Below are 18,576 nucleotides of genomic sequence, written 5' to 3' on the forward strand. Positions count from 1 at the left end.
CCGCCACCACGCACCAAGAGTTCCCCATGAGCAGCCCCCGCTTCGACCCCGCCGCCTACGACACCCAACTGGCCGACAAGGCCGCGCGCCTGCGCGAGCTGCTGGCGCCCTTCGCCGCGCCCGAGCCGCAGGTGTTCGACTCGCCCCGCGAGCACTACCGCCTGCGCGCCGAGTTCCGCCTGTGGCGCGAGGGCGAGCAGCGCCACTACGCGATGTTCGAGCAGGGCGACAAGCACACGCCGATCCTGATCGACGACTTCCCCATCGCCAGCCAGCGCGTCAACGAACTGATGCCGCGCCTGAAGGCCGCCTGGGCCGAGCGCGCCCTGGGCCACAAGCTGTTCCAGGTGGAGTTCCTCACCACCCTGGCGGGCGATGCGCTGGTCACCCTCTGCTACCACCGCCCGGTGGACGAAGCCTGGCAGGCCGCGGCGGCGACGCTGGCCGCCGAGCTGGGCGTGAGCATCGTCGGGCGCTCGCGCGGCAAGCGCCTGGTGGTCGGCCGCGACTATGTCGAGGAAGCCCTGCAGGTGGCCGGGCGGACCTTCCGCTACCGCCAGCCGGAGGGCGCCTTCACCCAGCCCAACGGCGTGGTCTGCCAGAAGATGCTCAACTGGGCCTTCGAGGCCCTCGGCCAGCGCGACGACGACCTGCTGGAGCTGTACTGCGGCAACGGCAACTTCACCCTGCCGCTGGCCACCCGGGTGCGCAAGGTGCTCGCCACCGAGATCAGCAAGACCTCGGTGAACGCCGCCCTGGCGAACCTGGCCGGCAACGCTGTGGATAACGTCACCCTGGTGCGCCTCTCCGCCGAGGAGCTGACCCAGGCGCTGAACGAGGTGCGCCCGTTCCGCCGCCTGGCCGACGTGGACCTGAAGGGCTACGACTTCGGCAGCGTCTTCGTCGACCCGCCGCGCGCCGGCATGGACGCGGACACCTGCGAGCTGACCCGCCGCTTCGAGCGCATCCTCTACATCTCCTGCAACCCGGAGACGCTGGCGCAGAACATCGCCCAACTGCACGACACCCACGCGGTGACGCGCTGCGCATTGTTCGACCAGTTCCCCTACACCCACCACATGGAAGCGGGCGTGCTGCTCGAGCGTCGCCGCGGCTAACCCAACCTGGGTTGGGCGGCGCTTCCCGCGCCGCCGGCTAGGCTGCTGTGGATAACCACAAGAGAGCCTCGCCATGCACCGCTTCCTGCTTCCCCTGCTCGCCCTGCTGCTGGCCGCCTGCGCCGGCAGCGACCCGGCCAAGGTGACGGTCTCGCCGGCCGCCGATGGCCACCAGGGCAGCTTCTCCATCCAGGCGGTACGCGCCCCCGGCCACCGCCTGGACCTCGAGGACCGCTTCGACGCCGCCCTGCGCCGCGCCCTGGAAGCCAAGGGCTACCGCTTCCAGGCGCGCAATGGCGATTTGCGGGTGCTCTATGCGCTGGGGCTGGAGCGCCAGACCGGGGTGATCCAGCGCCCGGTAGCGACCCAGGAAGGCGTGGTGAACCAGACGCAGATCGCCGATTCCGACCTGGCGCGGCTGGTCATGCGCATCGTCGACGAGGGGAGTCGCGAAGTGCTCTACGAAGCGCAGTTGAGCAGCCAGCTACAGGACCCGAACCTGAGCCAGGAGGCTTTCGACAAGGCGCTGGCGAAGCTGCTGGAGGATTTCCCGGCGCACCGCCCCTGAGGCGGCTCAGCTGTAGCTGGAGGGCGTCTTGCGCACGAACTTGATGCTGTAGCTGAAGTCCGGCTTGCGGGTGACGCTGATGGCGCGGCGGGTGACGGTGTCCAGGGTGAGGTTCCAGAACCCGGTGCTGGGCACGCGGATGCGCGCCGGGAAGCGCTCGAAGGCGCCGCCGTGGTAGCTGTGGCGGCCGCCGTTCTTGAAGCTGCGGAAGTTGGCGTCGTTCATCAGGCGGATGTTGCAGGTGCGCGAGCATTCGATGACCACGAGGTCGCCCTCGTTGAGGTGTTCGCGCTTGTGGATGAATTTCATGTTGCGGGCCTGCGGGTGACGGTCGAACGGGGCGCAACGATAGCACGGAAGCCGGCGCCGCCCCAGCGGCGCCGGTCCGACAGGCTCAGTCCGCGGCGCGCAGGCGGATGCCGTCGGCCTCCACGCGCTGGCCCACCTGGAACGCGGCGTTGGGCGAACGCACGGTGCGCTCGCTGCCATCCGCCGCCTGCACCACGTAGGCCTTCTGGCTGGCGCCGCTGGCCTGCTGCACGCCGCTGCCGGCCAGCCAGCCGATGCCGGCCCCCGCCAGCGCGCCGAAGGGCCCGCCCAGGGCGCCGCCGACCAGCAGCCCGCTGCCCGCGCCGAAACCGCCGCCGACCGTGTTGTCCGGCCGTTCAGCCACCACCTGGTCCGCCTGCGCCACCGCGCAGGACAACAGCACCACACCCATTGCACACAGGCTCGCTACTTTCATGATCGCTCCATTGGCGTTTGAAGGTAGCCAAGCCATTACAGCAAACGTGCCAGCCCCCGAGGGCCCATGGATCATGGGCTGGCGCGAGATCGAAGTCAAAATGACCAGCAGCGGCGGAGTCATCCTGACTCGCCGCGAAGTCTTTCGGACCTGACTCAGAGCCCTTCGAAGTCGGCGTCGCGCACCTTCTCCACCGGCGTCTCCGGCAGCGGTTCGGCCGGCTCCGGCTCGCGCCGGCCGCGCTCCAGCCAGTACAGGGCGAAGATCGCCAGCAGCGACACGCTGCCGCGGTAGACCAGGCCGTAGAGGGTGGCGTCGGTATCGATGCCCAGGCCCGAGGACCAGGCGATGAGCAGCCGCGACAGGGTCAGGGTGAGCTGCACCAGCACCACCAGGATCAGCCCGGCGCGCAGCAGCTCGCGGCGGCGCAGGGCGAACAGCAGGAACAGCGCCAGGGCGAACTGGTGGCCGCCGTAGAACACCTGGGCGTCGCTGACCGATTCCGGTTCCATCAGCAACATGCCGCTGAGGTTGGCCATCTCGTAGGGGCGCACCCAGTACAGCAGGCCCAGGCCGGCCCATACCAGGGCCTGTAGCAGCAAGACGAAGCGGGCGAAGAGCATCCTGTTCCTCCTGGGGCCCGTCAGCCCTCGGCATAATGAAGATGGATAAAGGACACAGACCTTGCTCGGCGCGCCGAGTTCGGCGGCGGCGTCATAAGCTGATACAGAGCAGGGACGGGCGCCGCCGTCCCTGAGAGTATGCTCCACGGATTTCGTTCTGACAGGAGCTTCCCATGCGCCGCATCCTCCTTCTCGCCGCCCTCCTCGCCGGCACCGCCCAGGCCGCCCAGCCGTTGACCATCGACGTGCACCGCGACGCCAATTGCGGCTGCTGCAAGGACTGGATCAAACACCTGCAGGCCAACGGCTTCACGGTCAACGACCACGTCGAGGCGGACATGTCGGCGGTCAAGACGCGCCTGGGCGTGCCCTACGCCATGGGCTCGTGCCATACCGGGGTGATCGACGGCAAGTTCGTCGAGGGCCACGTACCGGCCCGTGATGTGCTCGCGCTGCGCGAACGCGCCGACCTGGTGGGCGCCGCCGTGCCAGGCATGCCCATGGGCTCGCCGGGCATGGAGATGGGTGGGCGTTACGATGCCTACCAGGTGCTGGGGTTGGGCAAGGATGGGAAAGCGGTGGTGTTGGCGGATTATCCGCGGCGTTGAGGTTTTTCTTGGGGGCTTGGAGCCATTCTGCTGTTCTGGGACGTGGGATCGGCTCCGCCCCTCTCCCTAACCCTCTCCCTGAAGGGAGAGGGGACCGTTGGGCAGGCACTGATGTTCTGGAGTCAGCCGGCTAGCATAGAAATTGCCGGCTAAAATCAAGCCTTATCTCGGCACGGACAAGCCCCCTCTCCCTTCAGGGAGAGGGCTGGGGAGAGGGAAAGAAGCCCCCGCGAAGCACCAATGCATCCGGAGAGCTCCCTTTCCCATACGCCTTTCGCTTACTCCCCCACCTTCGCCCCCTTCGGCAACAACCCATCGGCCCGGAACATCGCCTTGATCCCCCGCACCGCCTGGCGCAAGCGATCACGGTTCTCGATCAACGCAAAGCGCACGTGGTCGTCGCCATAGTCACCAAAGCCGATACCCGGCGAGACGGAGACCTTGGCGTCCTTCAGCAGCTTCTTGGCGAACTCCAGCGAGCCCAGGTGCGCGTAGGGTTCGGGGATCTTCGCCCAGACGTACATCGAGGCCTTGGGGTTCTCGACCCTCCAGCCGGCCTCGTGCAGGCCCTTCACCAATACGTCGCGGCGCGCCTGGTACTGGCTGGCGATGTCGCGCACGCACTGCTGGTCGCCTTCCAGGGCGGCGATGGCGGCCACCTGCAGCGGGGTGAAGGTGCCGTAGTCGTGGTAGCTCTTGATCCGCGCCAGGGCCGAGACCAGCTCCGGGTTGCCGACCATGAAGCCGATGCGCCAGCCGGCCATGTTGTAGCTCTTGGACAGGGTGAAGAACTCCACCGCGATGTCCTTGGCGCCGGGCACCTGCATGATCGACGGCGCTTTCCAGCCGTCGTAGACGATGTCGGCGTAGGCCAGGTCGTGCACCACCAGCACGTCGTACTGCCTGGCCAGGGCCACCACGCGCTCGAAGAAGTCAAGCTCCACGCACTGCGCGGTGGGGTTGGAGGGGAAGCCGAGGATCATCATCTTCGGCTTGGGGATCGACTCGCGGATCGCCCGTTCCAGCTCGTTGAAGAAGTCGATGCCCGGCACCAGCGGCACCGAGCGCACCTGGGCGCCGGCGATCACCGCGCCGTAGATGTGGATGGGGTAGCTGGGATTGGGCACCAGGATGTTGTCGCCGTGGTCCAGGGTGGCCAGCATCAGGTGCGCCAGGCCCTCCTTGGAACCGATGGTGACGATGGCCTCGGTTTCCGGGTCGATGTCCACCGCGTAGCGCTCCTGGTACCAGCGCGAGATGGCCCGGCGCAGGCGCGGAATGCCGCGGGAGGTGGAGTAGCCGTGGGTGTCCTCGCGCTGGGCGACCTGCACCAGCTTTTCGACGATGTGCGGCGGGGTGGCGCCGTCGGGGTTGCCCATGGACAGGTCGATGATGTCCTCGCCGCGGCGGCGGGCGGCCATCTTCAGTTCGGCGGTGATGTTGAAGACGTAGGGCGGGAGACGATCGATACGCGCGAAGCGGCGTGCTGAACGGGGTTCAGTCATGATTTCCTCGGTGAACGTAAGCGCCCGGAACCGTCCGAGCGACGCCGGCCACTGCGGTGGCCTGAAAAGCTGGGCTTTTCTTGTCGGCGAACATATCCGCCGTTAGGCTCGCTGTCGAGTTCTACTTTCAGCCAGGGAGCCCCATGTCCCCTCAGCATTACTGGCAGCTCGACGTCTTCGCCGAACGCCCCCTCGGCGGCAACGGCCTGGCGGTGTTCGCCGACGCCCGCGGCCTGGCCGACGCCACCCTGCAGGCCCTGACCCAGGAGCTGCGCCAGTTCGAGACGCTCTTCCTCTACCCCACCGCGCAGCTGGACACCTACGGCGCGCGCATCTTCACCCTGGAGGAAGAGCTGCCCTTCGCCGGCCACCCGCTGCTGGGCGCCGCCGCGCTGCTGCACCACATCCACCAGCGTGGCGAGCAGGAACACTGGACGCTGCAACTGGCCGCCAAGGACGTGAACCTGACCACCCGCCGCCACGGCCAGGGCTTCATCGCGCAGATGAACCAGGGCCAGGCGCAGTTCGGCGCCGTGCTCGACGACGAAGCCCGCCGCTGGTTCGCCGAGGCCTTCTCGCTGCAGGCCAGCGACCTCGCCGGCTACCCCGCCAGCGTGGTCAGCACCGGCCTGCCCTACCTGCTGCTGCCGGTGCGCGGCGAGGCGCTGGGGCGCATCCGCCAGCGCGCCGAGCTATCCACGCCGATGGGCGAGCGCCTGGCCGCCCTGGGCGCGGCCTTCGTCTTCCTGCTGGACGTGGATGGCCGCGAAGGCCGCACCTGGGACAGCGCCGGGCTGGTGGAGGACATCGCCACCGGCAGCGCCGCCGGCCCGGTCGCCGCCTACCTGGTGGAACTGGGCAAGGCCCGCCGCGGCGAGACCTTCGAGCTGCACCAGGGCCGCTTCCTCGGCCGCCCGAGCCTGCTGGAAGTACGCGTCGGCGACGACGACCAGGTGCAGGTGGGCGGCAAGGTGCAGCTGCTGGCCCGCGCCGAGCTGCTCTGCCGCCTCGACTGACGGCCGGACTGGCGCACCGCGCGGGCGCCGACGACACTCAACCCACGCACATTCAGGAGAAGACGCCATGCTCTGGCGCAAAGGACGACGCAGCGACAACGTGGTGGATGCCCGCGACGACAGCGGCGGCGGCATCGGCGGTGGCGGCATGCGCATCGGCGGCCGCGGCCTGAGCCTGGGCGGGGTGGCCATCGTGGTGGTGGTCGGCCTGCTGATGGGCCAGGACCCGATGCAGATCCTCGGCAGCCTGCTCGGCCAGATGGACACCGGCCAGGCCCCGGCGCGCCCGCAGGTGCAGGGCCGCCCGGCGACCGGCGCCGACCCGCAGGTGGACTTCGTCCGCGCCGTGCTCGGCGACACCGAGGACACCTGGGGGCAGATCTTCGCCCACGGCAACGCCCAGTACGAGCAGCCCAAGCTGATCCTGTTCAACGGCGGGGTGAACTCGGCCTGCGGCTTCGCCTCCTCGGCGGTGGGGCCCTTCTACTGCCCCGGCGACCACCGGGTGTACCTGGACCTGGGCTTCTTCCGCGAGATGGAGCAGCGCTTCGCCGCCGCCGGCGACTTCGCCCGCGCCTACGTGATCGCCCACGAGGTCGGCCACCACGTGCAGAACCTGCTGGGCATCTCGGCCAAGGTCGAGGCCGCCCGCCGCCGCGGCGCGCCCATGGAGGGCGCCAACGGCCTCTCGGTGCGCCTGGAGCTGCAGGCCGACTGCTTCGCCGGGGTCTGGGCCAACAAGGCCCAGCAACGCCTGCAGTGGCTGGAGCCGGGCGACATCGAGAGCGCGCTGAACGCCGCCAACGCCATCGGCGACGACCGCCTGCAGAAGCAGTCCCGCGGCACCGTGGTGCCGGACTCCTTCACCCACGGCACCTCGGCGCAGCGCATGCGCTGGTTCAAGCTCGGCTTCGACTCGGGCTCGCCGGGCAAGTGCGATACCTTCAAGGCGCAGGCGTTGTGAGCAGTACGAAGGGATTCCGCCGCGGGGATATGTTCGCGAGCAAGCTCGCTCCTACGAAAAGCCGTGCTCATCTGCAATGTAGGAGCGCGCCCTGCGCGCGATATCGCGGGCAGGGCCCGCTCCTACAGGTAGCCGGGAAGCACGGTCCTCCCCCGTAGGAGCGGACCTTGTCCGCGATAGCCGGAAGTATCGGCGCGATTCGCGGATGAGATCCGCTCCGCCGCCCCGCCCGCGCCATCCCCCTGTAGGAGCGCGCCCTGCGCGCGAATCGCGGGCAGGGCCCGCTCCTACGAATAGGCTGGCCAGGCGCTTTACAGGTAACGCCTGAGCGTCTGCAGGAATTCCGCCGGCTCCACCGGCTTGAGCAGGAAGTCCAGCACGTTCAGGCGCATCGCCTCGACCACGTCGCGGGCGCGGGTGGTGCCGGAGAGCACGATGATCGGCAGGAAGGTGCCCTGGGCGTGAAGCTGGCGGATCAGTTCCAGGCCCGCGCCCTCGCCTTCCATGCACAGGTCGGTGACCAGCAGGTCGATGGCCGATTCGTCGCGGCCGATGCGGCGCAGGGCCTGGGCGCTGTTGCGGGCGGTCAGGCAGTGCAGGTCGGCGCTTTCGATCAGTTCGCGCATCTCGGCGAGCACCTGCGGGTCGTCATCCACCAGCAGCACCGTCGGGGGGCGCTCGGGGCGGACGGTGATCTCCAGCAGCGCCTCGATCTCTTCGTCGTCGAGCAGGTTGCGGTACGCGTGAGGCAAGGGCTCACCCATGGCGGCGTTTTGCCGGGAGTATAGCGGCATTTCGCCACATCGCCGTAGCCTCCCCCGGCCCAAGAAAAAGCCGGCCCGAAGGCCGGCTCTGTCAGCAAGGGCAACCGACCTTAGCGCACGCCTTCCTGGCGCAGCGCCGCGGGGGTGAAGTCGCTTTCCGAAGCGCTGTAGTTGAAGTCGTAGGCGGATTTCTCCTCGTTCTTCAGGCCCAGCACCAGGTAACGGCTGGAGAGCAGGTCGTACAGGGTTTCCGCGGTGTACCAGGGCACCTGGTTGTTGTAGTAGTACTGCGAGAAGGCCTCGGCCACGCGCCACAGGGTGCCGCGGCCGTCGTAGTGGTCGATCTCGGCGGCTTGCCAGGTGTCCTCGTCGATGTAGAAGTCGCGCTTGGCGTAGATGTGGCGCTCGCCCGGCTTCAGGGTGGCGACCACGTGCCAGACGCGGTGCAGTTCGTAGCGGGTCAGGTCCTGGTTGAGGTGGCCGGGCTTGATGATGTCCGCGTACTTCAGCTTGGGATCGTCGAGCTTGTAGTTGTTGTACGGGATGTACAGCTCCTGCTTGCCCACCAGTTTCCAGTCGTAGCGGTCCGGCGCGCCGTTGTACATGTCCAGGTTGTCCGAGGTGCGCAGGCCGTCGGCGGCGGTGCCGGGGCCGTCGTAGGACACCTGCGGGGCGCGGCGCACGCGGCGCTGGCCGGCGTTGTAGAGCCAGGCCAGGCGCGGTTCCTTGACCTGGTCGAGGGTCTCGTGCACCAGCAGCACGTTGCCGGCCAGGCGGGCCGGGGCGGTGACCTGCTGCTTGAAGTAGAACAGCACGTTGCTCGGCTTGCTCGGGTCGTAGTCCTTCAGGTCGGTGCGGAACACGAACTCGTCCTGGAAGTACACCAGCGAGTAGCTGCCGTTGACCTGCGGGGTGGCCTGGGTCACCAGGCGGCGCACGTGGCCGCCGCGGTAGCGGGTGATGTGGTTCCAGATGACTTCCAGGCCGTTCTGCGGGATCGGGAAGGGGTTGGCGGTCTGGAAGTTCTGCAGGCCGTTGCCGCCCTGCACCAGGTTGGTGGCGGTGGCATTCTTTTTCGTCGCTTCCAGCACCGAGTCAGGCAGGGTGGCGGTGCGGTGCGACGGGTACACCGGCATCTTGTAGGTGTCGGGGTAGCGCTTGAACATGGCCAGCTGGCCGGGGGTCAGCTTGTCCTTGTACTGCTCGACGTTCTGCGCGGTGATGGTGAACAGCGGCTTCTCGCTGGCGAAGGGGTCGGCGAGGAAGCCCTTGGCGTCCACGGCGCCGGCGTTCTTCGGCAGGCCGCCGGTCCAGGCGGGGATGCTGCCGTCGGCGTTGCCGGCCTTCTCGGCGCCGACCGGGGTCAGGGTGGAGCCCAGCTTGGCAGCGTCGGCGGCGGATACCGCGGCCATCACCTGGGTGGCCAGCAGGCTCAGGCCCAGGGCCAGCGCGCCGGTTTGCAGCAGTCTCTTTGTTGTTCTCATTATCGCGTCGTCCTCGATGAGTCGTTACTGCTCGCGCAGCGGCCGCGCCGCCGCGCTCGCGATCTCTGTCTGCTGGCGCCCCGCCCGGCAGCGGGCGGAGCGCGGGTGCCGCTTAGAAGTTCACGCCGAAGCTGAGCGCGACGAAGTCGCGGTCGACCAGGGTGGAGTACTTGCCGTCGAAGTAGTTGGTGTAGGAAAGGCTCGCGGTGTAGGTGTTCAGGTAGTCGGCGTCCACGCCCAGGCTGACCGCCTTGCGGCCTTCCTCGAAGTTGCCGCCCGGGCCGGGGGAGTAGCCGTCGACGTCGTGGGACCAGGCCACGTTGGGCTTGAGGTTCACACCGGCGAACACGTCGTTGTAGTCCCAGATCGCCCGCATGCGGTAGCCCCAGGAGTCGGCGGTGGTGAAGCCGTCGTTCTCGCAGTTGCGCGACAGGTTGTTCTTCGGCCCGTTGGCCCCAAGCGTCGAGGCGTTGAGCACCTGGCAGATCCCCCCCGGCAGCGGGCCGGGACCGAACACCGGGTCGCGGCCATAGCGGGCCTTGGAGGTGCTCTCCAGGCCGCCGACGTGGGTCCAGCCCACCTCGCCCACCAGGGTCAGGCGCTCGGCGCCCATGACCTGGTCGAAGAAGTGGGTGAAGGTGGTCTGCAGCTGGGTGATTTCCTTGCGGGTGTAGCCGTGCAGGTCGGTGTCCGGGGCCCCCTCGAGCACCGAGGCGTTGCCGAACACCGGGCCGCCCAGCGGCACCACGCCGGCGAACAGGATGTCGGTGGTGTTCAGTTGCACCGGGGCGTTGGGCCGGTAGCTGATCTCGCCCTGCCAGGCCGTGCCGGTGGGCAGCGTGGTGGAGAAGCTCAGGCCGTACAGGTGGATGTCTTCCGGGTACTCGACGAAGTACGAGGAGTTGCCGGCCACCAGCAGCGGGGCGAAGGCGGCGAGCTGGCCGGTGAGGCTGCGGGCCAGGTTGTAGGTGCTTTGCGAGGCGCCGCGGCCGCTGAAGATCGGCAGGCGGCTGTGGTAGTTCATGTAGTAGCCGCCGAACTCGGTGTTCAGGGCATCGGCGTAGTACTTCAGCGACAGGCCGTACTGCCCGCTGTCGCGGGCGTCACGGTCCGGCCCGCGGCGCACCAGGGCGCCCTCGTTGTTGACGTCCACGCCGAACTGCTTGGCCAGCGCCACGTTCCCCGCCCCCAGCGCCTGGGCGTTGGTCAGCACGCGCAGGTTGTCGGTGCAGCCGTCGGCGATCACGTCGGGCTGGGAGAAGAAGGTGCCGCAGTTGTCGACCACCGTCTGGTCCCACTCCAGTTGGTAGAAACCTTCGGCGGAGAGGTTGTCGGTGAGGTTCTGCGACAGGTAGAACATGTTCACCGGCACCAGGGCTTCCTTGATCTCGGAGCCCGGGCGGCGCAACGCGGTGACGTCGAACGGGTTGATCGAGTTGATGCCGCCCTGGATGAAGGTGCTCTCGCCCCAGTTCACCACCTGCTTGCCCAGGCGCACGTTGCCCGGCAGGTCGGCGATGCTGTACTTGTGGTAGATGAAGGCGTCGAGCAGTTCGGCGCCGGAGGCCTGGGCGGCTTCCTTGCGGCCGCTGTCGCTGAGCGGCTTGAACTCGGTGCTCTCGTCCTTCTGCTCGAAGTCGTACCAGTACTTGCCGCGCAGGAACACGCCGGTGTCGCCGTACTTCAGCTCCAGGTCGTGGATGCCCTTGAAGATCTTCGAGAAGGTCTTGCCGGCCTTGTAGTTCAGGTGGCCGTCGTCGGAGGTCTGCGACAGCCCCTTGCCGCCGTTGTTCACGCCGATCAGGTTCTTGTCCGGATTCTGCGTCGACCAGCTGGCGCCGACCGACAGGCTGGAATCGAAGGAGCCCTCGATCTCGCCGATGTTGAAGGTGACCGCCGAAGCGGGAGTGGCAAGCGTGGAAGCCAGGCTGACGGCCAGCGGCAAACGCGCCAGGCGCCAGATCTTCTTCATTTGTGTCATCGACGCTACTCCATGTGTGATTTTTGTTATGAGTGGCAGCGACTATAGCCAGCCCCCCGTCGGGCTTGATCCCTCGAAAGTGTGATTTAGCGCGTCGCTGCGGCAACGAGCCGCAAGCTAGACGGCTCGCAGAAAGGATTAGCAGAGGCTGCGCCCCGTGCCAAGCGCTTGCTTGGGGGACGCAGCCGGAGGGAAGGGATTACAGGGCGGAGAGGAATTCGCTGCCGGATTCCTGCCAACGAGCGATATCCACACGGATGCGCTTCTTGTCCAGCTTGCCCACGCTGGTCTTGGGAACTTCAGTAACAACGGCGATCTGCGAGGGAATCGCCCACTTGTTGATGTGGCCCTGCTCGACGAAAGGCTTGAGGTGTTCCTTCAGCCCCTTGGCGTCCAGTTGCTGGCCCTCGAAGAGCACCAGCAGGGCGAACGGGCGCTCGCCCCATTGCGGGTCCGGCACCCCCACCACGGCCACCTCGCGCACCGCCGGGTGACGGCTGATGAGGTCTTCCAGCTCCAGCGAGGACAGCCATTCGCCACCGGTCTTGATCACGTCCTTGATGCGGTCGCGGATGTCGATGAAGCCCATGCCGTCGAGGGTGGCCACGTCGCCGGTGTGCATCCAGCCGCCGGCCCAGAGCTCCTCGCCCTTCTGCGGCTCGCGGAAGTAACCCTGGGTCAGCCAGGGCGAACGCAGCACCAGCTCGCCCTGGGACTCGCCGTCGGCCGGCAGCAGCTGGCCGTGCTCGTCCATGATCGCCGCGTCCACCAGCGGCACCGGCACGCCGGCCTTGATGCGGTAGGTGGTGCGCTCGTCCTCGCTGCCGGCCTTGAGCTCCTCGTTGAGGTAGGCACAGGAGATCAGCGGGCAGGTCTCGGACATGCCGTAGGCGGCGGTCAGCTGGATGCCGCGGGCCTGGGCCGCCTCGTACAGCGAGCGGGTCAGCGCGCTGCCGCCGATGATGATCTTCCAGCCGTTGAAGTCCAGGCCCTGGGCGGCCTTGGCGTTCATCACCATCTGCAGGATGGTCGGCACGCAGTGGGAGAAGGTGACCTTCTCGCGCCTCCACAGCTCCACCAGCAGTTCCGGGTCGTAACGCCCCGGGTACACCTGCTTGATGCCGAGCATGGTGGCCACGTAGGGGGTGCCCCAGGCATGCACGTGGAACATCGGCGTGATCGGCATGTACACGTCGCTGTTGCCCATCAGGCGGATGCTGTCCAGGCTGGCGATGGTCGAGGCCATGGCCAGGGTGTGCAGCACCAGTTGGCGGTGGGTGAAGTACACGCCCTTGGGGTTGCCGGTGGTGCCGGTGGTGTAGAAGGTGGTGGCCACCGAGTTCTCGTCGAAGTCGGGGAAGGCGTAGCGCGGGCTGGCCGCGGCCATCAGCGTCTCGTATTCGCCGATGCAGTCGGGCAGCGCGCAGCTCTTGTCGGCGCCGTCGGTCAGCAACAGGGTCTTCTGCACCGTGGTCAGCTGCCCGGCGATGCCCTGGTAGAGCGGCACGAACTCGCTGTTGACCAGCACGAAGCGGTCCTCGGCGTGGTTCATGGTGTAGAGGATCTGCTCCGGCGAGAGGCGGATGTTGATGGTGTGCAGCACCGCGCCGATCATCGGGATGGCGAACATCGCCTCCAGGTAGCGGTGGCTGTCCCAGTCCATCACCGCCACGGTGTCGCCGGCCTGCACGCCGGCCTCGGTGAGGACGTTGGCCAGGCGCGCGACGCGCTCGTTGAAGGTGGCGTAGTTGTAGCGCACCAGGTCGCGGTAGACGATCTCGCGGCTTTTTTCGTAGCGCGCGCCGGACAACAGCAGGCTCTTGACCAGCAACGGGTACTGGTAGGCATTGCTCGCAGCGGGGAGGAGACGGGTCTTGAGCATGTTCGGCTTACCTGTGGGACCTTCATGGGAGTCGATGCCGGTGACTGTAGAGGCGCCACCCTGACCAATCATCCATCCAAAGAGTGATTTGCGGGTGACTCTTTGGCCTGATCCGGTCACGCGCTAGAATCGCCGCCACCCGGTCGTTCACGACCGCCCCCCCCAAGAACAAGAGCCACGAGGTAGTTTTCCATGTCCGAAATCGTCATCGTCAGCGGCGCCCGCACCCCCATGGGCGGCTTCCAGGGCAGCCTGGCCGCGGTCCCCGCGGTGGAACTGGGTGCCATCGCCATCCGCGAGGCGGTCGCCCGCGCCGGCATCGACGCCGCCGATGTCGAGGAAGTGATCATGGGCTGCGTGCTGCCGGCCGGCCTGAAGCAGGGCCCGGCCCGACAGGCGGCGCTCAACGCCGGCCTGCCCGCCGCCACCGGCTGCACCACCATCAACAAGCTGTGCGGCTCGGGCATGAAGGCGGTGATGCTGGCCCACGACCTGCTCAAGGCCGGAACCAACAGGATCATGGTCGCCGGCGGCATGGAGAGCATGTCCAACGCCCCCTACGTGCTGGAGAAGGCCCGCAGCGGCCTGCGCATGGGCCACGCCGAGATCAAGGACCACATGTTCCTCGACGGCCTGGAAGACGCCCGCAGCGGCCGCCTGATGGGCTCCTTCGCCCAGGAGACGGCGGACAGCAACGGCATCACCCGCGAGGCGATGGACGCCTACGCCATCGAGTCGCTCAAGCGCGCCCAGGCCGCGATCCACGATGGCTCCCTGGCCAGCGAGATCGTCCCGGTGACCGTCGCCACCCGCAAGGGCGAAGTGCTGGTCAAGGACGACGAGCAGCCGCTGACCGCCAACCTGGACAAGATCCCCGGCCTGAAGCCCGCCTTCAAGAAGGACGGCACCATCACCGCGGCCAACGCCAGCTCCATCTCCGACGGCGCCAGCGCCCTGGTCCTGATGACCGCCGAGGAAGCCGCCCGCCGCGGCCTGAAGCCGCTGGCGAAAATCGTCGGCCACGCCACCCAGAGCCAGGACCCGAGCGAATTCACCCTGGCCCCCATCGGCGCCATGACCAACCTGTTCAGGAAGACCGGCTGGAGCAAGGACGACGTCGACCTGTTCGAGATCAACGAAGCCTTCGCCATGGTCACCATGCTGGCCATGCGCGAACACGGCCTGGACCACGCCAAGGTCAACGTCTACGGCGGCGCCTGCGCCCAGGGCCACCCGGTGGGCTCCACCGGCTCGCGGATCATCGTCACCCTGATCAACGCCCTGCAGAAGAAGGGCGGCAAGCGCGGCGTGGCCTCGCTGTGCATCGGCGGCGGCGAGGCCACCGCGGTGGCCATCGAGTTGCTCTGAACCCTCCGGCGCCGCCCGCCCCGGGTGGCGCCGCCCTGCCCTAGCGCCCACGCAGCGCCGCCACCTGCGCGGCGCTGACCCGCGGCGCCCGCTGGCCCCAGGCCTGGCGCAGGAAGTTCGCCAGTTCGGCGACCTGCACGTCGTCCAGCCGCCAGCCGAAGTCCGGCATCCGCAGCCCCGTGGGCGCCCCCTCGGTGACCGCCATGCGCGAACCCTTGAGGATGATGCTGATCAGCGACGAGGGGTCGTTGCCGAGTACCGCCGAATTGCCCAGCAGCTGCGGGAAGGTGTTGCGGTAGCCGCGGCCGTCGCTGCGGTGGCAGGCCGCGCAGTTGTCCAGGTACAGCGCCGCGCCCGTGCTCGCCGGCTGCCCGGCGGCCAGGGCCCGGTAGCTGAGGCCGTCGTCCCGGGCCAGGTCCGGGGCGCCGCTGCCCTCGCCCAGCGACTTGAGGTAGCCGGCCACCGCGCGCAGGTCTTCGTCGGTGAAGTACTGGGTGCTGTTCTGCACCGCCCCGACCATGGCGCCGAAGGCCGCCGTGCGCTCGTTGTGCCCGGTCTTGAGGAAGGCCACCAGTTCCGCCTCGCTCCACTGCTGCAGGCCGCTCGCGGTGGCGCTGCGCAGCTCCGGCGCATGCCAGCCGTCTAGGGTGCCGCCGCCCAGGTAGCGCGCATCGCCCTGGTCCTGCGCCAGCTCCTGGAACGCCCAGCCGCGCGGGCTGTGGCAACTGCCGCAATGGCCCAGGCCCTGCACCAGGTAGGCACCGCGGTTCCACTGCGCGGAGCGCTGCGGATCGTCGCGGTAGCGCTCGCCGCCGGCGAAGAGCGCGCTCCACAGGCCCAGCGGCCAGCGCAGGTTCAGCGGCCAGGGGATATCCGCCTTGCGGTTGGCCTGCTGCTGCGGCTGGACGCCCTGCTGGAAGTACTGGTAGAGGTCGGCGACATCGGCGTCGCTGAGCTTGGCGAACGACGGATAGGGCATCGCCGGGTACAGCCAGTGCCCGTCCGCCGCGCGCCCCTCGCGCAGGGCCCGGGCGAAGTCGGCCAGGGAATAGCCGCCGATGCCGCTGAGCGGGTCGGGGGTGATGTTGGTGGAGTAGATGGCGCCGATCGGCGTGTTCATCCGCAGCCCGCCGGCGAAAGGCCGGGCCGGGTCGCTGGTGTGGCAGGCGGCGCAGTCGCCCAGGCGGGCCAGGTAGCGGCCGCGGTCGACCGCTGCCGTGTCCTCGGCCCGGGCCAGGTCGGCCAGCGCGAGGGTCGCCAGCAGCGGCAGCAACAGTCTGATCGCGAACTTCATGGCTGGGCTCCTCATGCGTCCACCAGCGGGCCGGGGTCGCGCAGGTAGCGCTCGCGGATCGCCTGGGCCGCCCAGTAGGCCAGCGCACCGACCATGCCGGTGGGGTTGTAGGCCATGTTCTGCGGGAAGGCGCTGGCGCCGAGGACGAACAGGTTGGGCACGTCCCAGCACTGCAGGTACTTGTTCAGCACGCTCTGCCGGGGGTTCTCGCCCATGATGGCGCCGCCGGTGTTGTGGGTGCTCTGGTAGTCGATGGCGTTGAAGTGCTGGCCGAAGGCCGGGGCATTGAGCACCAGCTTGCGCGGGTTCAGCACCCGGGCGATCTCGCCCAGGCGCTCGGCCATGAAGCGCCCCTGGCGGATGTCGTTGTCCTTCCAGTCGAAGGTCATGCGCAGCAGCGGCTGGCCGTGCACGTCGCGGTAGGTGGGATCCAGGTCCAGGTAGCAGTCGCGATAGGCCATGTTCGAGCCTTCCGCGCCGAGCGACATGCTGTGCCCGTAGCTGTCGCGCAGCGCCTGCTTCCAGCCGCTGCCCCAGCGCGGCGCGTCGTCGGGCAGCGGCGCCTGCTGGATCGGCCGGCCGCCGGAGCTGCCCACCGAGAGATAGGCGCCGCCGATGAAGTCCCGCTGCGCGGACTGGAAGGCCTCGCTGTTGAAGTCGTCCAGCGCGATGGTGCCGCCGCCGGCGCCGATGAAGGGATTGAAGTGGGTGTCGCGGTCGAAGAACAGCGTGGCGCCGGCGTTCATCTGGTAGGCGTAGTTCTTTCCCACCACGCCCTCGCCGCTGCGCGGGTCGTAGGGTTTGCCGATCTTCGAGAGCAACAGCAGGCGCACGTTGTGCAACTGGTAGGCGCTGAGGATCACCAGGTCCGCCGGCTGCTCCACCTCGCGGCCCTGGCCGTCGATGTAGGTGACCCCGGTGGCCTTGCGGCCGCTGGCGTCGGTGTTGACGCGGATGACCTGGGCCTGGGTGCGCAACTCGAAGTTGGGCTGGCGCAGCAGCACCGGCAGGATGGTCGATTGCGGCGAGGCCTTGGAGTACATGTAGCAGCCGAAGCGCTCGCAGTAGCCGCAGTAGTTGCACGGCCCCATCTGCACGCCGTAGGGGTTGGTGTAGGGCTCGCTGCAATTGGCCGCCGGCGAGACGAAGGGGTGCAGCCCCAGTTGCAGCGCGGCATCGCGCAAGAGCGCGCCGGAATGGAAGGTCTTCAAGGGCGCGGTCGGATAGGGCGAGCGCCGCGGCGCCTCGAAGGGGTTGCCGCCGGGCATGATCCGCCCCGCCAGGTTGCCAGCCAGGCCGGCGGTGCCGCAGACCTTCTCGAAACGCTCGAAGCAGGGTTCCAGCTCCTCGTAGCTGATGCCCCAGTCCTGGATGCTCATGCCCTCGGGAATGGCCGCCTTGCCGTGGCGCTCCAGGGTATTGCTGCGCAGCTTCAGGTCGTAGGGCTGCATGCGCCAGTGCATGCCGTTCCAGTGCACGCCGGCGCCGCCCACGCCGTTGCCGGGCAGGAAGGCGCCCAGGCGCCGGTAGGGCACCGCGCGGTCGCCGAGGCCATGGCGCAGGGTCACGGTCTCCCGCGAGAGGTTCTGGAACAGCTTGTAGCGGATGCCGTAGGTCAGCTCGTCGGCGATCTTCGGGTAGGCGAAGTCCGGGTAGGTATCGCGTGGCTCGCCGCGCTCCAGCGCCAGCACCCTCAGGCCGGCGTCGGCCAGCTCCTTGGCCATGATCGAGCCGGTCCAGCCGAGGCCGACCACCACCACGTCCACCGTGCCCCGGCGTGCCGCGCTCATAGCCCACCCCGCTTGCCGGCGATGCTCACCGGCCCCTGCGGGTAGGCCTGGTTCGGCCGGTCGACCCAGTCGGTGAAGTCGGCGCGCGCGCCGGGGAAGCCGATCATCCGCCAGGACGCCATGCTGCGGTTGCCGCCGTGCACCGGGTCGGCCAGGTAGCCCTCGCGGGTGTTCTGCCAGATCTGCCCGAAGAACAACGCCGCCGGGCACGCCTCGAACGCCGGCTCGCCGCGCTCCAGCTGCGTCAGCACCGCTTCCTGGGCCTCCCGCGGCAGCGCCTCGAAGCGCTTGCCGGCGAACTGCCGCTGGCAATGGCGCTGCACCTCGGCGATGCCCAGGCGGTAGATCTCCCGCGGGCTCAGGCGGCTCTGCGGGCCCAGTTCCGCGGGGCCCTCGAGGAAGGGCCCTTGCAGGTACCAGAGGCCGCCATGGCCATAGCCGGTCTCCATCTGCCGGTCGATGAACTCGGGCACACCCTCGGCCACCGCGCCGGGGCCATTCTCATCGTCGGGGATCAGGCGATCGCAGGCGGCGAGGAGGAACTGCCACTCCGCGGCATTGAAGTACAGCGGCTGGTACTGCTGGCCCGCCGACTGCGGGCCGGCCGCGGCGTCGCGCGTCTCCACCAGGCCAGCGCCCAGCACCGCCACGGCGGGAATCAGGGTCAGCGACCCCTTGAGAAAACGGCGGCGCGACGCCCCCTCGGCAACGGCTTTGCTGGACATGCTGGCTTGACCCTCTCGAAGCGATAGACGCCCCGATACTAGTCACAAAGACCACACAGTTAGCAGGCTAATTATCACAACAAACCTCTGCCGGATCCGCAAGAATGCCCGTGCCAGACGGCTCCGGGCATTCCAGGCGGG

Annotated in this window: 17 protein-coding genes; 6 read left to right on the forward strand and 11 right to left on the reverse strand. The window is 68.4% G+C overall.

Annotated elements, in window-relative coordinates; translation table 11 throughout:
• Positions 1–26 precede the first annotated feature (26 nt).
• Both trmA and CHC02_RS08970 read left to right on the forward strand, forming a co-directional pair.
• On the forward strand, positions 27–1,118 hold the full coding sequence (trmA, locus tag CHC02_RS08965) for a tRNA (uridine(54)-C5)-methyltransferase TrmA (RefSeq protein ID WP_089391132.1): 1,092 nt from the start codon (positions 27–29) through the stop codon (positions 1,116–1,118).
• Between the two features lie 73 nt (positions 1,119–1,191).
• The gene (locus CHC02_RS08970) at positions 1,192–1,686 is read left to right on the forward strand and encodes a DUF4136 domain-containing protein (protein ID WP_089391133.1); all 495 of its coding nucleotides are present in this window, start codon (positions 1,192–1,194) and stop codon (positions 1,684–1,686) included.
• A 6-nt stretch (positions 1,687–1,692) separates the two neighbouring features.
• On the opposite strand, the gene CHC02_RS08975 is transcribed toward CHC02_RS08970, so the two are convergent.
• The 3 genes from CHC02_RS08975 to CHC02_RS08985 all read right to left on the reverse strand — a co-directional run bounded on the left by CHC02_RS08975 (position 1,693) and on the right by CHC02_RS08985 (position 3,054).
• Positions 1,693–1,995 carry a DUF1883 domain-containing protein gene (locus CHC02_RS08975; RefSeq protein WP_089391134.1) on the reverse strand — a complete coding sequence of 101 codons (303 nt, stop codon included), beginning with the start codon at positions 1,993–1,995 and terminating at the stop codon, positions 1,693–1,695.
• Positions 1,996–2,080: 85 nt separating this feature from the next.
• Positions 2,081–2,431 (reverse strand): hypothetical protein, encoded by a 351-nt coding sequence (locus CHC02_RS08980; RefSeq protein WP_089391135.1) that lies wholly within the window; start codon positions 2,429–2,431, stop codon positions 2,081–2,083.
• A 155-nt stretch (positions 2,432–2,586) separates the two neighbouring features.
• The gene (locus CHC02_RS08985) at positions 2,587–3,054 is read right to left on the reverse strand and encodes a DUF4345 family protein (protein ID WP_089391136.1); all 468 of its coding nucleotides are present in this window, start codon (positions 3,052–3,054) and stop codon (positions 2,587–2,589) included.
• A gap of 173 nt (positions 3,055–3,227) precedes the next feature.
• On the opposite strand from CHC02_RS08985, the gene CHC02_RS08990 reads away from it, so the two are divergent.
• Positions 3,228–3,662 carry a DUF411 domain-containing protein gene (locus CHC02_RS08990; protein ID WP_089391137.1) on the forward strand — a complete coding sequence of 145 codons (435 nt, stop codon included), beginning with the start codon at positions 3,228–3,230 and terminating at the stop codon, positions 3,660–3,662.
• A 278-nt stretch (positions 3,663–3,940) separates the two neighbouring features.
• Here the strand turns inward: CHC02_RS08990 and alaC are convergent, their stop codons facing one another.
• On the reverse strand, positions 3,941–5,167 hold the full coding sequence (gene alaC, locus CHC02_RS08995; RefSeq protein ID WP_089391138.1) for an alanine transaminase: 1,227 nt from the start codon (positions 5,165–5,167) through the stop codon (positions 3,941–3,943).
• A 143-nt stretch (positions 5,168–5,310) separates the two neighbouring features.
• Here alaC and CHC02_RS09000 point away from each other — a divergent pair, with 143 nt between their 5' ends.
• On the forward strand, positions 5,311–6,183 hold the full coding sequence (locus CHC02_RS09000; protein ID WP_089391139.1) for a PhzF family phenazine biosynthesis protein: 873 nt from the start codon (positions 5,311–5,313) through the stop codon (positions 6,181–6,183).
• A gap of 67 nt (positions 6,184–6,250) precedes the next feature.
• On the forward strand, positions 6,251–7,147 hold the full coding sequence (gene ypfJ / locus CHC02_RS09005) for a KPN_02809 family neutral zinc metallopeptidase (RefSeq protein ID WP_089391140.1): 897 nt from the start codon (positions 6,251–6,253) through the stop codon (positions 7,145–7,147).
• Positions 7,148–7,458: 311 nt separating this feature from the next.
• On the opposite strand, the gene CHC02_RS09010 is transcribed toward ypfJ, so the two are convergent.
• The 4 genes from CHC02_RS09010 to CHC02_RS09025 all read right to left on the reverse strand — a co-directional run bounded on the left by CHC02_RS09010 (position 7,459) and on the right by CHC02_RS09025 (position 13,258).
• Positions 7,459–7,911, reverse strand: coding sequence for a response regulator (locus CHC02_RS09010; RefSeq protein WP_089391141.1), 453 nt, complete (start codon positions 7,909–7,911; stop codon positions 7,459–7,461).
• A 110-nt stretch (positions 7,912–8,021) separates the two neighbouring features.
• Positions 8,022–9,395 carry a DUF1329 domain-containing protein gene (locus tag CHC02_RS09015; protein WP_089391142.1) on the reverse strand — a complete coding sequence of 458 codons (1,374 nt, stop codon included), beginning with the start codon at positions 9,393–9,395 and terminating at the stop codon, positions 8,022–8,024.
• Between the two features lie 112 nt (positions 9,396–9,507).
• Positions 9,508–11,376 (reverse strand): DUF1302 domain-containing protein, encoded by a 1,869-nt coding sequence (locus CHC02_RS09020; RefSeq protein WP_089391143.1) that lies wholly within the window; start codon positions 11,374–11,376, stop codon positions 9,508–9,510.
• A gap of 199 nt (positions 11,377–11,575) precedes the next feature.
• Positions 11,576–13,258, reverse strand: coding sequence for a fatty acid--CoA ligase (locus CHC02_RS09025; RefSeq protein WP_089391144.1), 1,683 nt, complete (start codon positions 13,256–13,258; stop codon positions 11,576–11,578).
• A 192-nt stretch (positions 13,259–13,450) separates the two neighbouring features.
• On the opposite strand from CHC02_RS09025, the gene CHC02_RS09030 reads away from it, so the two are divergent.
• Complete coding sequence (locus tag CHC02_RS09030) at positions 13,451–14,626, forward strand: acetyl-CoA C-acyltransferase (RefSeq protein ID WP_089391145.1); 1,176 nt, start codon at positions 13,451–13,453, stop codon at positions 14,624–14,626.
• Between the two features lie 40 nt (positions 14,627–14,666).
• Here CHC02_RS09030 and CHC02_RS09035 read toward each other — a convergent pair whose 3' ends face one another.
• Genes CHC02_RS09035 through CHC02_RS09045 form a run of 3 tightly spaced genes read right to left on the reverse strand, consistent with a single transcriptional unit; the run spans position 14,667 to position 18,435 of the window.
• Entirely contained in the window at positions 14,667–15,920 is a 1,254-nt protein-coding gene (locus tag CHC02_RS09035) for a c-type cytochrome (protein ID WP_176450315.1), read from the reverse strand.
• An 11-nt stretch (positions 15,921–15,931) separates the two neighbouring features.
• On the reverse strand, positions 15,932–17,710 hold the full coding sequence (locus CHC02_RS09040; RefSeq protein WP_089391146.1) for a GMC family oxidoreductase: 1,779 nt from the start codon (positions 17,708–17,710) through the stop codon (positions 15,932–15,934).
• Positions 17,707–18,435: a gluconate 2-dehydrogenase subunit 3 family protein gene (locus CHC02_RS09045; RefSeq protein ID WP_089391147.1), complete on the reverse strand. Its 729-nt coding sequence runs from the start codon at positions 18,433–18,435 to the stop codon at positions 17,707–17,709. The genes CHC02_RS09040 and CHC02_RS09045 overlap by 4 nt, the downstream gene beginning before the upstream one ends.
• Positions 18,436–18,576 lie beyond the last annotated feature (141 nt).

The organism is Pseudomonas delhiensis, assembly GCF_900187975.1.
Classification (GTDB): Bacteria; Pseudomonadota; Gammaproteobacteria; order Pseudomonadales; family Pseudomonadaceae; genus Pseudomonas; species Pseudomonas delhiensis.

Bases quoted from the DNA above. Each gene is read 5' to 3' on its own strand.
- trmA (WP_089391132.1), top strand. From the start codon at position 27: ATGAGCAGCCCCCGCTTCGACCCCGCCGCCTACGACACCCAACTGGCC.
- CHC02_RS08970 (WP_089391133.1), top strand. From the start codon at position 1,192: ATGCACCGCTTCCTGCTTCCCCTGCTCGCCCTGCTGCTGGCCGCCTGC.
- CHC02_RS08975 (WP_089391134.1), bottom strand. From the start codon at position 1,995: ATGAAATTCATCCACAAGCGCGAACACCTCAACGAGGGCGACCTCGTG.
- CHC02_RS08980 (WP_089391135.1), bottom strand. From the start codon at position 2,431: ATGAAAGTAGCGAGCCTGTGTGCAATGGGTGTGGTGCTGTTGTCCTGC.
- CHC02_RS08985 (WP_089391136.1), bottom strand. From the start codon at position 3,054: ATGCTCTTCGCCCGCTTCGTCTTGCTGCTACAGGCCCTGGTATGGGCC.
- CHC02_RS08990 (WP_089391137.1), top strand. From the start codon at position 3,228: ATGCGCCGCATCCTCCTTCTCGCCGCCCTCCTCGCCGGCACCGCCCAG.
- alaC (WP_089391138.1), bottom strand. From the start codon at position 5,167: ATGACTGAACCCCGTTCAGCACGCCGCTTCGCGCGTATCGATCGTCTC.
- CHC02_RS09000 (WP_089391139.1), top strand. From the start codon at position 5,311: ATGTCCCCTCAGCATTACTGGCAGCTCGACGTCTTCGCCGAACGCCCC.
- ypfJ (WP_089391140.1), top strand. From the start codon at position 6,251: ATGCTCTGGCGCAAAGGACGACGCAGCGACAACGTGGTGGATGCCCGC.
- CHC02_RS09010 (WP_089391141.1), bottom strand. From the start codon at position 7,911: ATGGGTGAGCCCTTGCCTCACGCGTACCGCAACCTGCTCGACGACGAA.
- CHC02_RS09015 (WP_089391142.1), bottom strand. From the start codon at position 9,395: ATGAGAACAACAAAGAGACTGCTGCAAACCGGCGCGCTGGCCCTGGGC.
- CHC02_RS09020 (WP_089391143.1), bottom strand. From the start codon at position 11,376: ATGACACAAATGAAGAAGATCTGGCGCCTGGCGCGTTTGCCGCTGGCC.
- CHC02_RS09025 (WP_089391144.1), bottom strand. From the start codon at position 13,258: ATGCTCAAGACCCGTCTCCTCCCCGCTGCGAGCAATGCCTACCAGTAC.
- CHC02_RS09030 (WP_089391145.1), top strand. From the start codon at position 13,451: ATGTCCGAAATCGTCATCGTCAGCGGCGCCCGCACCCCCATGGGCGGC.
- CHC02_RS09035 (WP_176450315.1), bottom strand. From the start codon at position 15,920: ATGAAGTTCGCGATCAGACTGTTGCTGCCGCTGCTGGCGACCCTCGCG.
- CHC02_RS09040 (WP_089391146.1), bottom strand. From the start codon at position 17,710: ATGAGCGCGGCACGCCGGGGCACGGTGGACGTGGTGGTGGTCGGCCTC.
- CHC02_RS09045 (WP_089391147.1), bottom strand. From the start codon at position 18,435: ATGTCCAGCAAAGCCGTTGCCGAGGGGGCGTCGCGCCGCCGTTTTCTC.